This is a genomic window from Salipaludibacillus aurantiacus, assembly GCF_900111295.1.
Classification (GTDB): Bacteria; Bacillota; Bacilli; order Bacillales; family Salisediminibacteriaceae; genus Salipaludibacillus; species Salipaludibacillus aurantiacus.
In genome coordinates, this window is sequence record NZ_FOGT01000003.1 from 243,564 (window position 1) to 256,378 (window position 12,815).

Sequence of the window (12,815 nt, forward strand, 5' to 3'; positions counted from 1 at the left end):
CGAAATTTTAGATCTTTTCTAAGATTTCGGGGGCTTTTGTATGTATTAATCATTTTTTATGAGCGTAAAAATCAAAGGAGCACTTCTAAACACAGCAGCACCTGCATGAGGCAGGTGCTGCTACAGCCATGTATTCAGTTGAATTATCGTTGTTGTTGCTGACCGTTGAACTGCTGCTCAGCCATTTGTACAAGACGCTTAGTGATTTCACCACCAACTGAACCGTTAGAACGGGAAGTAGCATCCGGTCCTAGTTGGACACCAAATTCTTGAGCAATTTCATACTTCATTTGATCAATTGCTTGTTGAGCTCCAGCTACTACAAGTTGGTTTGAACTTCTGTTGTTATTGTTGTTAGCCATTTGTCTCACCTCCTGTCGTAAGCATAGTTTGTTACAATTGCTCTGAGGTATGTAAATTTATTAATAGCAATATTTAGCAGGTTTTAATTAAAGAGGATGAAAAAAGAATGGTTACCATAAAGAAATCCGAACAAAATTTTAGAATTTTGTTCGGATTTTCTTATATTTAATTAAGCTGATTTTTTAAAACAGGTTCTGTAACAGCCTGGATCTCGTCAAACGTACTTCCATCCAGAATTTCAACTAACGCTAATCCGTCTTCTGTCACATCCATAACAGCACGATCAGTGATAATACGGTCAACCACTCCTTTACCAGTAAGCGGAAGAGCACATTCCTTAAGTATTTTCGGTTCACCGGCACGGTTGACATGTTCCATAATAATGACCACTTTTTGGGCTCCATGGACAAGATCCATTGCTCCGCCCATTCCTTTTATCATTTTGCCCGGAATCATCCAGTTAGCCAAATCACCGTTCTCGGCCACTTCCATAGCCCCAAGTATGGCTACATCAATATGTCCTCCGCGAATCATTGCAAAAGACTCGGCATTGTTAAAGTAGGCTGCCCCATCAATTGCTGTCACTGTCTCTTTACCTGCATTAATCAGATCGGCATCCAGTTCTTCTTCTGTCGGATAAGGACCAATGCCCAGGAGGCCATTCTCCGACTGGAGAATAACTTCTTTATTATCAGAGATATAATTTGCTACCATGGTTGGCATCCCGATGCCTAAATTTACATAAGCTCCGTCGTAAATTTCTTTTTCCGCACGACGGGCTATTTTTTCTCTTACTGCTTTACGATCTACACTCATAAAGTTCTCTCCTCCTTTATGCTTCCTTGACCGTTTTTCGTTCAATTCGCTTTTCCTGTTCTCCCTGGATTAACTTATTAACATAAATACTTGGCGTATGGATATGATCAGGATTCAGATCTCCCGGTTCAACTAAATGTTCCACTTCTGCAATCGTGATCTTTCCTGCTGCTGCAACCATCGGGTTAAAATTCTGCGCAGTTTTCCGGTAAATTAAATTGCCGTATTTATCGCCTTTATATGCTCTTACAAGGCTGAAATCACCTTTTATAGCTTTTTCCATCACATATTCTTTACCATCGAACTCACGGATTTCTTTCCCTTCGGCTATCTTTGTTCCTACTCCGGCCGGTGTATAAAAAGCAGGAATACCAGCTCCCCCGGCTCTCAGCCTTTCAGATAGAGTCCCCTGCGGCACTAACTCCACTTCCAGTTCCCCGTTAAGCACCTGGCGCTCAAATTCTTTATTTTCTCCTACATAAGAAGCATAAATTTTATCAATTTGTTTGTTCTCTAACAGCAGGCCAAGTCCCCAGTCGTCCACGCCGCAGTTATTCGAAACAACCGTTAAATTTTTTACTCCTTTTTCCCGGAGGGCTTTTATCAGGTTTTCAGGTATTCCGCATAATCCGAAACCTCCTACCAGGAGTGTGGCACCGTCGTGGATCTCATCAACAGCTTTTTCAAATGAATTATAAATCTCTTTCATTTTAATTTCCTCCTCATTAAACAGGATATACCGGGTGTTTACGAGTTGAAAATATCTGATCTTTGGATTCATACATTTCGAAACGATCCACCAGCTCATCCCTTAATTCATCTGCTGGCACAATATTATCAACAATTAATTCAGAGGCTAACCGGTAAATATCAATATTTTCCTGATACTCTTTTCTTTTTTCCTGAATGAACGCAGGGCGTTCCTCTTCAGGCAACGATTGAATTTTATTGGCATATACAGCATTTACAGCTGCTTCAGGCCCCATAACGGCTATTTGGGCAGAAGGAAGAGCAATACAGCAGTCCGGCTCAAATGCAGGGCCTGCCATCGCATATAAACCAGCGCCATAGGCTTTACGCACGACGACCGAAATTTTAGGAACAGCTGCCTCTGACATAGCCGAAATCATTTTCGCCCCGTGTCGGATAATACCTGCTTTCTCTACTCTTGTACCAATCATAAACCCTGGGACATCAGCCAGGAACAGGAGAGGGATATGATAAGCATCACATAAAGTGATAAACCTTGCCGCTTTATCTGCAGAATCGTGGAAAAGCACCCCGCCTTTCTGCTTTGGCTGATTAGCTACAATACCAACGGCTTTACCATTTATTCTGGCAAACCCTGTGATCAGTTCCTTAGCGAATAAAGCTTTTATCTCGAAAAAACTGTCTTCATCAATTAAGCCGTTAATAAATTCATACATATCAAAAGGGGCATTCTGGTTTTCAGGAATCAGATCCGCCAGGGCTTTATCCATTTGCTTAGGAGCTGCCGGCTCTTTAACTTCCGTTTTTTCTTTATAGTTAGAAGGGAAATAGGAAATGTATTTTTGTGCTTGTCTGATTGCTTCTTCTTCTGATTTTACAAGAATATCACCGCATCCTGAAATGGAACAGTGCATTTTTGCTCCTCCCATTTCTTCTAACGACACTTTCTCTCCAATCACCATCTCAGCCATTCTTGGAGATCCAAGATACATTGAGGCGTTGCCGTCAACCATCATAACGACATCACAAAAAGCCGGTATGTAGGCGCCGCCAGCCGCAGATGGACCAAACAAAAGACAAATTTGCGGGATCATCCCTGACAGTTTGACTTGATTATAAAAGATTCTCCCTGCCCCTCTTCGGCCCGGGAACATTTCTATTTGGTCAGTGATCCTGGCTCCTGCCGAGTCTACAAGATAGAACAATGGAACCTTTAACTTCTCGGCTGTTTCCTGAATCCTGATTATTTTTTCGACCGTTTTTGCTCCCCAAGAGCCTGCTTTTACCGTGGAATCATTGGCCATGACACAGACGGTCTTTCCTTCTACTTTTCCGATAGCAGTGACTACGCCGTCGGCTGGGAGGCCTTCTGTTTCGCCGTTAGCAAATTTCCCGTCTTCACGCCATTCCCCTTTGTCAAATAATAAAGCCAGCCTTTTTCTTACGAAGAGCTTACCTTTAGCTTCATTAGCCTCATGATATTTTGGGGCCCCGCCGCTTTCAATTTTCTTAATTCTTTCTTCCCAGTTCCTGTCTAACTTCATCCGTGTCACTCCTCCTGAACTTCGTCTGCTATCTCCCTTTAAATACGGGGCTTCGTTTTTCTTTGAAAGCTTTTAGTCCTTCAAGACGGTCTTCAGTAGCTATTATTTGCCCGTATGCGTCCTCTTCAATTGTTAATCCCTCTTCCAAAGAGGACTCAATTCCTTTATTTATGGCATGTTTTGCCCATCGGTTGGCCAAAGGCCCTTTTGTACTAATTTCATAAGCTAAATCCAATCCTACATCCAATAACTCTTTCCTGTAAGTCACTCTTAAAAGAAGCCTTTCATGCAGAGCTTCCTGTGCGCTTAACCGCCTGCCTGTAAAAATCATTTCTTTAGCTTTATGAACTCCGATAATTCTTGGCAAACGCTGTGTTCCTCCTGCCCCGGGGATAATACCAAGCCCTGTTTCAGCTAAAGAAAAAGTGGCATTTTCTGAAGCGATTCGTAAATCACACGCTAATGCGAGCTCTAATCCGCCTCCAATAGCTGCTCCATTTACAGCACATATGACAGGTTTAGGAAAATCATAAACAGCCTGTACTGTTGAGCGGATCTGATCGACAGCTTTCGGTACTTCTTCTTCGCTCATCTGCGCCCTTTCTTTCAGGTCAGCACCGGCGCAGAAAACTTTCTCGCCCGCGCCAGTAATAAGTAAGACGCGTATTTCAGGATGGTCTGTCCATCTTTCTAACTGCTCTCTCAATTCCCGGAGCAGCACCTGCGATAACGCATTCGCGGCCTCCGGACGATTCAGGGTAATAACACCTATAGAGTCTTTAATTTGACTTAAAATGACAGGCAAAATTAAGTCCTCCCTTCGAGCAATTTCAGCTGCCGGCCAGGCAGAGGTTTACCTAAAGCCTTTTCAATGAATGAAGCCGCTTTCAAAAATTTATTAAAATCAATCCCAGTATTTATACCCATTTCTTCGAACATAAAAATTAAATCTTCACTGGCTGCATTCCCGCTGGCACCTTTAGCATAAGGACAGCCTCCAAGTCCGCCAGTCGAACCATCGAATGTCGTTATACCGGCGTTTAAACCGGCTAACGTGTTTGCCAGCGCTAATCCTCTCGTATCATGAAAATGGAGAGCAAAACGATCAGCATCAAAATCGTTAACCAGTTCCCGCAATACCTCATCAACTTGTTTCGGATTGGCGATACCAATTGTATCCCCCAGAGAGATTTCGTAAACTCCCATGCTGAAAAGTCTGTCGCACACTTTCTTTACCTCACTGACAGCCACTTTACCATCATAAGGACATCCGAATACCGTTGAAACGTATCCTCTGACTTTCTTCCCTGCTTTCCTCCCTTCATCTGCCACTTCTTCCAGGACGGGAAAGGTTTCTTCAATTGATTTATTAATGTTTTTACGATTATGCGTGTCACTTGCTGACATAAAGACGGCAAATTCATCCACATTTGCTTTCAATGCCCGCTCAGTTCCCTTGGCATTAGGTACTAGAGCGGAATAAGTAACCCCAGGCTGTCTTGTAATCTTGCTGAATACTTCATCAGCATCCGACAACGCTGGAATCCACTTCGGATGTACGAACGAACTCACTTCAATATAAGAAAGTCCGCTCTCGCTTAATTGATTAATCCATTCAACTTTATCCTCTGTTGAGATAAATACCTTCTCATTCTGCAGGCCGTCTCTTGGCCCAACTTCTTTCAAAATCACATCTTCCGGAAGCCTCATGTGAAACCTCCTTATTTATCTTTTAATTTGAACAGTACGTCTTCTTCATTGACAAATGAGCCTTCTTCGATCAGAATTTCTTCCACTACGCCTTCTACTTCAGACGAAATAGGAATTTCCATTTTCATTGACTCCAATATGACCACTTCTTGTCCAGCAGTCACTTCATCTCCTTGTGCCACTTGAATTTTCCATACGTTACCTGCCATTGTTGTTTTAATTTCCTTCACTGCTGATCGCCTCCATCATTTATCTGCTACTGCCCCACAAAATGGGTATTTACTTTTCCATGTTTAAACCGCTCATCTTTCAAAGCTTCCAAAAGCATTGGAATATTTGTTTTAATTCCTTCAACTTCTGCTTTTTCAAGACATTCAGTTAATAATTTTATACAATTGTCTCTTGAATCAGAAAAAGCTATTACTTTACCGATCATCGGGTCATAATACGGAGTGACGACTGTTCCTTCTTGAACGCCAAAGTCATAACGGATACCATCCATTTCCGGAAAACGCCACGTATTTAAAGTTCCTGGGGATGGGAAGAATGTCTTAGGGTCCTCTGCATATACTCTTACTTCAATCGCATGTGCCGCTTTATGACCACCTTCTTTTTGCTCAGCAATTAATTGTCCTTCTGCAAGCCGGATTTGCCACTCAACCAGATCAATTCCTGCTGTTTCTTCTGTCACTGGATGCTCTACCTGGAGACGTGTATTCATTTCAAGAAAATAAATATTCTCTTCCTCATCAACCAGAAATTCTATCGTCCCGACATTCGTATAATTTAATGCTTTTCCTGCCTTAATAGCTTCTTCAAGAAGGCGCTGATTTCCTTCTTTTGAAAACTCCGGCGGCGGAGCTTCTTCAATTATTTTCTGGTGTCTCCGCTGAATTGAGCAGTCACGGCTGCCGACCGCCACGATATGACCTTCATTATCCCCTGCAATTTGCGCTTCAATATGCCGGGGATGCTCAATATATTTCTCAAGAAAAATATCTGCCGAACCAAAAAATGTCTCTGCCTTCTTCACAACAGACTGAACAGCTTTCATCAGTTCATCTTCATGTTCCACTTTTTGCATTCCAATTCCCCCGCCGCCTGCAGACGCTTTAACCATCAGAGGAAAGCCTATTTTTTTTGCGGCTGTAATGACTTCAAATTCTTCTGTGTTTTTAAGTGTCATACCAGGCACGACAGGAACTCCCGCTTCTTCCATCAGTTTTCTGGCATGAATTTTGTCCCCCATTTTATCAATAGCTTCAGATGACGGGCCTATAAAAATAATGCCTTCCTGCTGAACTTTTTGAGCAAACTCTGCATTCTCAGACAGAAAACCGTACCCTGGATGGATCGCATCCACTTCTGCTTCTTTAGCTGCTTCAATAATTTTTGACTGGTTCAGATAACTTTCATTGACCCTGGCTCCGCCAACTAAATAGCTTTCGTCTGCTTCACTCACATGGACACTGTACTGGTCTGCCTCTGAAAAAACAGCCACTGTTTTTATACCAAGGGACTTGCATGTTTTAATGATACGGCAGGCAATTTCGCCCCTGTTAGCAATTAATATTTTATTGATCATATTTAACCTCCTGGTTTTAAAATTTATTTATCTCTCGTTCTGTTGAAAGTTAGTATCATCATAGACGGATGCTGCAGAAAAACGTTATCGGGGGCAACCTATTTCCCGGGCAATGACAAGCCTCTGGATTTCTGATGTCCCTTCACCAATTTCCATTAATTTAGCATCACGTAAATACCTCTCGATATGATATTCCCGCATGTAACCGTATCCTCCATGGATCTGCAGAGCCTGGTTACATGCTCTTGTAGCAGATTCCGAGGCAAAAAGTTTTGCCATAGCTGCTTCTTTTTTAAATGGCTTTTTCTGATCTTTCAACCATGCAGCTTTATAAACCATATTACTAGCCAGTTCCAGTTCCATCGCCATGTCTGCGAGCTTGAACTGGATCGCCTGGAAACTGCCAATCAATTTGCCGAATTGTTTTCTTTCATTGCTGTATTGCAAAGCCGCTTCGTATGCTGCTTTACCAATACCGAGTGCCAGTGCAGCAATAGAGATTCGTCCGCCATCAAGCGTATATAAAAACTGATTAAAGCCTTTGGACGGGTCGCCAAGTATGTTTTCTTCAGGGACTTCCACGTCTTCTAAAACAAGTTCTGTCGTATTTGATCCCCTGACGCCCATTTTCTCGTATTCACTCCGGATGGTAAGGCCTGGCGAATCTGCCGGTACAATAAAAGCAGATATTTTATTTTTCCCCCGGTCATCTTTTCCTGTTACGGCTGTTACGATAACGGTCCTGGCAAAACTGGCATTAGTTATCCAGCATTTTTCGCCATTTATGACATATTTGTCTCCTTTGAGCTCAGCTTTTGTTCTTGTCCCTCCTGCATCAGATCCTGCATTAGGTTCTGTCAACCCGAAGGCTCCCAGGCTTTCTCCTTTAGCCAGAGGAACCAGATGTTCCTTCTTTTGCTCTTCTGTCCCAAAAGCATATAAAGGAGAGGCTCCTAGAGAAACAGCGGCAGCATAGCTTAGTCCTGTACTTCCGCATGCTTTACCAATTTCCTCAACAGCTAAAATGTACGATAAGGTATCCCCGCCGGAACCACCATATTCTTCAGGGAAAGGAATGCCAAGAAGTCCTAACTCCCCCATTTTTTTAAAGTTTTCAATTGGAAATCTTTCTGTCCGGTCGACCTCTTCTGCAATAGGCGCAATTTCCTTTTGTGCAAAGTCCCTGACCATATCCCTTATCATCAGCTGTTCTTTAGAAAATGAGAAATCCATGTCAACACTCCTCTTATTTAAATGTAAAGGCTTACAAAAACATTTTTAAAACTGACTGAGCATTCGCTCAGACCCATATCAAATAACTATTTATTATTATAATAAATGAATTTAGAATTGTAAATTAATTTTTAATATTCAAATTTATAAAATGATACGTGGCCGGCTTTCGCTGACCACGTATCCTGGTTACACATGCATCATTCTGTTTATTGCAAGTTTAGCTGCTCTCGAAATCTCCTTGTCCACTGTAATCACATTAGGTAACTTCCCATTATAAATCTCATCAAGAGTCCAAACGAAATGCGGTAAATCGATTCTGTTCATCGTTAAACAAGGGCACATTTCCGGATTTAAGGATTCAACAGATTGATCCGGATAAAGTTTTTTCAGCCTTTTGACTAAGTTCATCTCTGTGCCTATGGCCCATTTTGTGCCAGCAGGAGCTTGACTGACCTGCTCAATAATAAACCTTGTGGACCCTGCAAGGTCTGCTGCTTGTGTGACTTCCCAGGAGCATTCAGGATGAACAAGAATCTTACGGTCAGGCTCCTTTTCCCGACTCTGATTGACATGTTCAATTCTGAAATTTTCATGGACAGAACAATGGCCTTTCCAAAGAATCATCTGCACCCTGTCTTTTGGAATTTCTTCCTCCACTACATCAAGAATAGGATTCCACACGACCATGTTTTCTAGTGGGATCCCCAACTCATAAGCCGTGTTCCTTCCAAGATGCTGATCCGGCAGAAAAAGGATCCGTTTCTTTTGAGCAAAGGCCCATTTTAGAACCTCTTTAGCATTTGAAGAAGTCACCGTAGCTCCCCCGTGGTTCCCTACAAAGGCTTTTATCTCTGCGGATGAATTGACGTAAGTGAGAGGGATAATAGTATCTCCGTAGTAAGCCGTTAATTTCTCCCATGCTCTAACAGTCTGATTTTTGTCGGCCATGTCGGCCATTGAACAGCCTGCCCTCAAATCGGGAAGCAGAACACTTTGCCCGTCATTCGTTAAGATATCAGCGGTTTCAGCCATGAAATGCACACCGCAGAACACAATAAAGGAAGAATGCTGATTATTAGCCGATACTTGAGCAAGCTGCAGCGAATCTCCTGTTACATCAGCAAACTGTATGACATCGTCTCTCTGATAATGATGCCCGGGAATAAATAAATCTTTTCCTAATTGCTTTTTTCTCTGATGAGCCCGGGCGATAAGTTCTTTGTCACTCGCTTCCTTGTAACCTGGAGGCAGTTGCGGCTGAACTTCCTGAAATAAATCTGTTTTAAACATAGCTGGTCCTCTCCTTTACTAAAATATCCAGACTAATATCCACTGAGCCGGCAGAGTGAGTCAGGGCGCCAATGGAAATGACATCTGCTCCTGTCTGCGTGAATGCCTCAATCTGACTGATGGTCACACCGCCGGATATTTCAACAGTAATATGGGAAGGAATCATTTTGCACCAGTCTGCAGCCTGCTGAGGACCGCAATTATCCAGCATAATAACATCCGCTTCAGCTGCTACTGCTTCTTTCACCTGATCCGTATTTTCGACTTCAACTTCTATTTTCACCATATGGCCGCCCGCTTGTTTTGCTTTTTTAATAGCAGTTGTGACTGATCCCGCACGGGCAATGTGATTATCTTTTATGAGAAATGCATCATCCAGGCCAAAACGGTGGTTAATCCCTCCACCGCACCGGACCGCATACTTTTCCAGCATTCTGAGGCCTGGGGTTGTTTTTCTTGTATCACTTATCTTTACTTGTGTACCCGCTGTACGGGATACTGCCTCATGCGTCATGGCTGCAATTCCTGATAATCGCTGAACGAGATTTAGAATCACCCTTTCAGTACTGAGAATGCAAGTGACAGGTCCTTTAACTTTTAATAATGTCTTGCCGGCACTGAAGGATTCACCATCCCGGACAAATAACGTAAAGCCCAGTTCAGGATAAAGCTCTTTCACAGCATTAATAATCTCTTCCCCGCAAAAAACACCGGGGGCTTTTGCGACAAATACCCCTTCGCCTTGTTCATCTTTAAAAATAGCGTTAGAAGTGATGTCACCGTAACCTATATCTTCCGAGAAAAAATCAGCTAATTGTTGTTTCAGCAAAAACCTGTTCATTAACGCCTCTCCCCTTCCCGTCTTCTCTGAAATGAGCCCCGCAGCTATGCTCGTTTTTTAAAGCAGCTTTTGCAATTAACCATGCCGAAAGGAGCATACTTCTCTGTTCAATCATTTCTTTATTAAATAGAGAGCTGGAATCAATGGAAGAAGATTTAAATTCATACACTTCAGCCCATGAAATAAAATCCTGAAGATCTTCTCTATTCCGGCAGACTCCGAGTGCAGAGGATACCTTCCTGCGGATGACTTCCTTCCCTGGAAGCCTGGTTAATCCGCCGTCATGAATGTCCTGTAATTTTATGCTCACCTTCCTTGCATGAAAAGGAGCCGGGTGGCTCAATATATACTCTCCTGTTCTTTCACCGAAAACTACTGCTTCAAGCAGAGAATTGCTGGCGAGCCGGTTTGCTCCATGAACCCCATTCCCGGCTGCTTCCCCTACCGCATATAATCCTGGAACAGTCGTCCTGCCATTTTCGTCTGTCCGGACTCCCCCCATATGAAAATGCGCTCCGGGGCGGACCGGAATCACTTTTTGCTTTAAATCAATTCCCTGTGCCCTGCAAATTCGTGATATTTGAGGAAAACGTTGACAGAACCGGTGGATTCGGGAGATATCTAAATAAACATCATGTCCTTCCCGGACTTTTTCATATAGTTTCCGGGCCACCACATCTCTCGGGGCCAAATCTTTCAATGGATGAACACCTTCCATTATTTGTCTCCCTGTTTCGTCAATAAGCCGGGCTCCTTCTCCCCGTAAAGCTTCAGAGGCGAGCCCTGTTGCTTTTCCATTTGAATAAATTAGAGTGGGATGAAACTGGATGTATTCTAAATCTTTCAGAGCTGCCCCGGCCCGCCAGGCCATCGCTAACCCGTCTCCTGTGATTAGACTGTCATTGCTTGTTTCCTGGAAAAGTCCGCCTACACCGCCTGTTGCGAGTATCGTATGCCGGGCAACTATTTTTTTTACGCTTCCTTGGTTACCTGTAAACAAGGCACCTCGGCATACTCCTTGATCTATGAGAAGTTCTGCTGCTGTGAGTGAATCATAAGCTCGAACCCTCCCCTTTAACCGTTGGCCGAAATAATCCATTACTTTTTCCCCTGTCCGGTCTCCCCCGGAATGAAGAATTCTCCTCATCCTGTGTGCGCCTTCTATGCCGTATGAATAGTCCCCGTCCTCTGCCATGTCAAAAGGAAGGCCCTCTCCAATCCAGCGTTTTAACCTTACTTTTCCTTCATGAACCAGAATATTTACCATTTGCCGGTCATTTTTATGACAGCCTGCAATGAGCGTATCCAGTTCATGAAGAGATGGAGAATCACTTTTATGAAGAGCAGCCGCAATGCCGCCTTGTGCTTTACATGAATTGCCGTCTTCTACGGTTCCTTTTCTTACCAGGATCACACTCATTTGATCGGCTAATTTTAGAGCCGCCATAGTGGCAGCCAAACCTCCGCCTATGATCAGTACATCACATTTCCCCATCTGAACCACCTTCATTCTTTACAACTGTCTTGACACCTATATTTACATAATTTTAAACTAATGACAAGACATTTATGAAAGTGGGATATTCATGATATATTTAGATTACGCAGCTACAACACCAATGTCAGATGGCGCTATGGAAACATGGGTGAAAGCCAGCCATTACTATTTTGGCAATTCAAGCAGTCTTCATGAAGCTGGAAACAACGCTCACGAACTGATCAAAACTTGTAAAGAACGGTTTTCTTCAATGGCGGGATGTCCTTCCGAACGCATTTTTTTTACTAGCGGCGGGTCAGAATCAAACCTCCTTGCATTGGAAAGCCTGTATTTAGCCAATAAACATCGCGGAAACCATGTCATCACTTCCTCTATTGAACATCCTTCAGTCCACTCATTTTTTAATCGTCTTGAAAAAAGTGGTGTGGAGGTGACCTATTTGCCTGTTGGTTCAAGTGGCCTTCTTCAACTGGAAGAAGTTAAAAAAGCGATTCGTCCAGATACATTTTTAGCTTCTATCCAGCATGTGAATTCTGAAATTGGTGTTATTCAGCCATTGAAGCAGCTTGGTGAATCGTTTAAGGAAAAAGGAATTGTTTTTCATAGTGATTGTGTCCAGTCATTTGGAAAAATTCCATTTCACTTGTCTTCCCTGAATGTAGACGCCGTTTCAGTGTCCAGTCATAAACTAAACGGCCCTAAAGGGGTTGGTGCTGTCTTTTTATCCAAAGACACTGAATGGGAGTCCGTTTATCCCTTAACAACCCATCAGCATGGTTTTCGTCCAGGCACCTTGAATACTCCGGGAATAGCTGCTTTTACACATGCAGCCGCCGAACATTACGCTCGTCTATCGGAAGAGTTGGCTGCCGCCTGGCACAAGAGGGAACTATTTATACAGGCGCTGTCTTCTTTAGGGGACCGTTTAACCGTTGAAGGCTCTCCCAGAAAAGAAGAGCAGTCCCCGTGGATTGCCGGTTTAGCCATACACGGGGTGCAAGGACAATACATGCTCCTTTCCCTGGACAGGTTTCAAATCTGTATTTCTACCGGAAGTGCCTGTCAATCAGGAAAACTGGATTCTTCTTCTGTCATGCAGGCCATTTATCAATCAGAACAGGAAAGACTTCGCTTTTTTCGTGTCTCTTTTGGGAAAAATACAACTTTGGAAGAACTTCTGCTGGCTGCGGATAAAATACTGCAGATTGCGGATGAATAGGA

13 protein-coding genes are annotated in these 12,815 nt (G+C 43.2%); 1 reads left to right on the top strand and 12 read right to left on the bottom strand.

The window, feature by feature from the left end; all coding sequences use genetic code 11:
* Positions 1-143 precede the first annotated feature (143 nt).
* The 12 genes from BMW59_RS05085 to nadB all read right to left on the bottom strand — a co-directional run bounded on the left by BMW59_RS05085 (position 144) and on the right by nadB (position 11,591).
* Positions 144-362: an alpha/beta-type small acid-soluble spore protein gene (locus BMW59_RS05085; protein WP_093048197.1), complete on the bottom strand. Its 219-nt coding sequence runs from the start codon at positions 360-362 to the stop codon at positions 144-146.
* Positions 363-528: 166 nt separating this feature from the next.
* Positions 529-1,179 carry a 3-oxoacid CoA-transferase subunit B gene (locus tag BMW59_RS05090; protein ID WP_093048200.1) on the bottom strand — a complete coding sequence of 217 codons (651 nt, stop codon included), beginning with the start codon at positions 1,177-1,179 and terminating at the stop codon, positions 529-531.
* A 16-nt stretch (positions 1,180-1,195) separates the two neighbouring features.
* Positions 1,196-1,888, bottom strand: a complete 693-nt coding sequence (locus BMW59_RS05095; RefSeq protein WP_093048203.1) for a CoA transferase subunit A — start codon at positions 1,886-1,888, stop codon at positions 1,196-1,198.
* Positions 1,889-1,904: 16 nt separating this feature from the next.
* On the bottom strand, positions 1,905-3,434 hold the full coding sequence (locus tag BMW59_RS05100) for an acyl-CoA carboxylase subunit beta (RefSeq protein WP_093048206.1): 1,530 nt from the start codon (positions 3,432-3,434) through the stop codon (positions 1,905-1,907).
* A gap of 28 nt (positions 3,435-3,462) precedes the next feature.
* On the bottom strand, positions 3,463-4,239 hold the full coding sequence (locus BMW59_RS05105) for an enoyl-CoA hydratase-related protein (RefSeq protein WP_342739650.1): 777 nt from the start codon (positions 4,237-4,239) through the stop codon (positions 3,463-3,465).
* Between the two features lie 2 nt (positions 4,240-4,241).
* Positions 4,242-5,144 carry a hydroxymethylglutaryl-CoA lyase gene (locus BMW59_RS05110; RefSeq protein ID WP_093048212.1) on the bottom strand — a complete coding sequence of 301 codons (903 nt, stop codon included), beginning with the start codon at positions 5,142-5,144 and terminating at the stop codon, positions 4,242-4,244.
* An 11-nt stretch (positions 5,145-5,155) separates the two neighbouring features.
* Positions 5,156-5,374, bottom strand: a complete 219-nt coding sequence (locus BMW59_RS05115) for an acetyl-CoA carboxylase biotin carboxyl carrier protein subunit (protein ID WP_093048215.1) — start codon at positions 5,372-5,374, stop codon at positions 5,156-5,158.
* Positions 5,375-5,400: 26 nt separating this feature from the next.
* Positions 5,401-6,729 carry an acetyl-CoA carboxylase biotin carboxylase subunit gene (locus BMW59_RS05120; RefSeq protein WP_093048218.1) on the bottom strand — a complete coding sequence of 443 codons (1,329 nt, stop codon included), beginning with the start codon at positions 6,727-6,729 and terminating at the stop codon, positions 5,401-5,403.
* A gap of 84 nt (positions 6,730-6,813) precedes the next feature.
* Positions 6,814-7,962, bottom strand: a complete 1,149-nt coding sequence (locus BMW59_RS05125; protein WP_093048221.1) for an acyl-CoA dehydrogenase — start codon at positions 7,960-7,962, stop codon at positions 6,814-6,816.
* Between the two features lie 189 nt (positions 7,963-8,151).
* Complete coding sequence (nadA, locus tag BMW59_RS05130; RefSeq protein ID WP_093048224.1) at positions 8,152-9,255, bottom strand: quinolinate synthase NadA; 1,104 nt, start codon at positions 9,253-9,255, stop codon at positions 8,152-8,154.
* The gene (gene nadC / locus BMW59_RS05135; RefSeq protein WP_093048227.1) at positions 9,248-10,096 is read right to left on the bottom strand and encodes a carboxylating nicotinate-nucleotide diphosphorylase; all 849 of its coding nucleotides are present in this window, start codon (positions 10,094-10,096) and stop codon (positions 9,248-9,250) included. Before nadC ends, nadA begins: the two co-directional genes overlap by 8 nt.
* On the bottom strand, positions 10,062-11,591 hold the full coding sequence (nadB, locus tag BMW59_RS05140; protein WP_177174188.1) for an L-aspartate oxidase: 1,530 nt from the start codon (positions 11,589-11,591) through the stop codon (positions 10,062-10,064). Before nadB ends, nadC begins: the two co-directional genes overlap by 35 nt.
* 91 nt (positions 11,592-11,682) lie before the next feature.
* On the opposite strand from nadB, the gene BMW59_RS05145 reads away from it, so the two are divergent.
* The gene (locus BMW59_RS05145; protein WP_093048233.1) at positions 11,683-12,813 is read left to right on the top strand and encodes an IscS subfamily cysteine desulfurase; all 1,131 of its coding nucleotides are present in this window, start codon (positions 11,683-11,685) and stop codon (positions 12,811-12,813) included.
* The last annotated feature ends 2 nt before the right edge of the window (positions 12,814-12,815 follow it).

Excerpts from the sequence above, each read along its gene's own strand:
- BMW59_RS05120 (WP_093048218.1), bottom strand. The coding sequence starts at position 6,729 with ATGATCAATAAAATATTAATTGCTAACAGGGGCGAAATTGCCTGCCGT.
- BMW59_RS05110 (WP_093048212.1), bottom strand. The coding sequence starts at position 5,144 with ATGAGGCTTCCGGAAGATGTGATTTTGAAAGAAGTTGGGCCAAGAGAC.
- BMW59_RS05095 (WP_093048203.1), bottom strand. The coding sequence starts at position 1,888 with ATGAAAGAGATTTATAATTCATTTGAAAAAGCTGTTGATGAGATCCAC.
- nadB (WP_177174188.1), bottom strand. The coding sequence starts at position 11,591 with ATGGGGAAATGTGATGTACTGATCATAGGCGGAGGTTTGGCTGCCACT.
- BMW59_RS05085 (WP_093048197.1), bottom strand. The coding sequence starts at position 362 with ATGGCTAACAACAATAACAACAGAAGTTCAAACCAACTTGTAGTAGCT.
- BMW59_RS05145 (WP_093048233.1), top strand. The coding sequence starts at position 11,683 with ATGATATATTTAGATTACGCAGCTACAACACCAATGTCAGATGGCGCT.
- BMW59_RS05125 (WP_093048221.1), bottom strand. The coding sequence starts at position 7,962 with ATGGATTTCTCATTTTCTAAAGAACAGCTGATGATAAGGGATATGGTC.
- BMW59_RS05090 (WP_093048200.1), bottom strand. The coding sequence starts at position 1,179 with ATGAGTGTAGATCGTAAAGCAGTAAGAGAAAAAATAGCCCGTCGTGCG.
- nadC (WP_093048227.1), bottom strand. The coding sequence starts at position 10,096 with ATGAACAGGTTTTTGCTGAAACAACAATTAGCTGATTTTTTCTCGGAA.
- BMW59_RS05100 (WP_093048206.1), bottom strand. The coding sequence starts at position 3,434 with ATGAAGTTAGACAGGAACTGGGAAGAAAGAATTAAGAAAATTGAAAGC.
- nadA (WP_093048224.1), bottom strand. The coding sequence starts at position 9,255 with ATGTTTAAAACAGATTTATTTCAGGAAGTTCAGCCGCAACTGCCTCCA.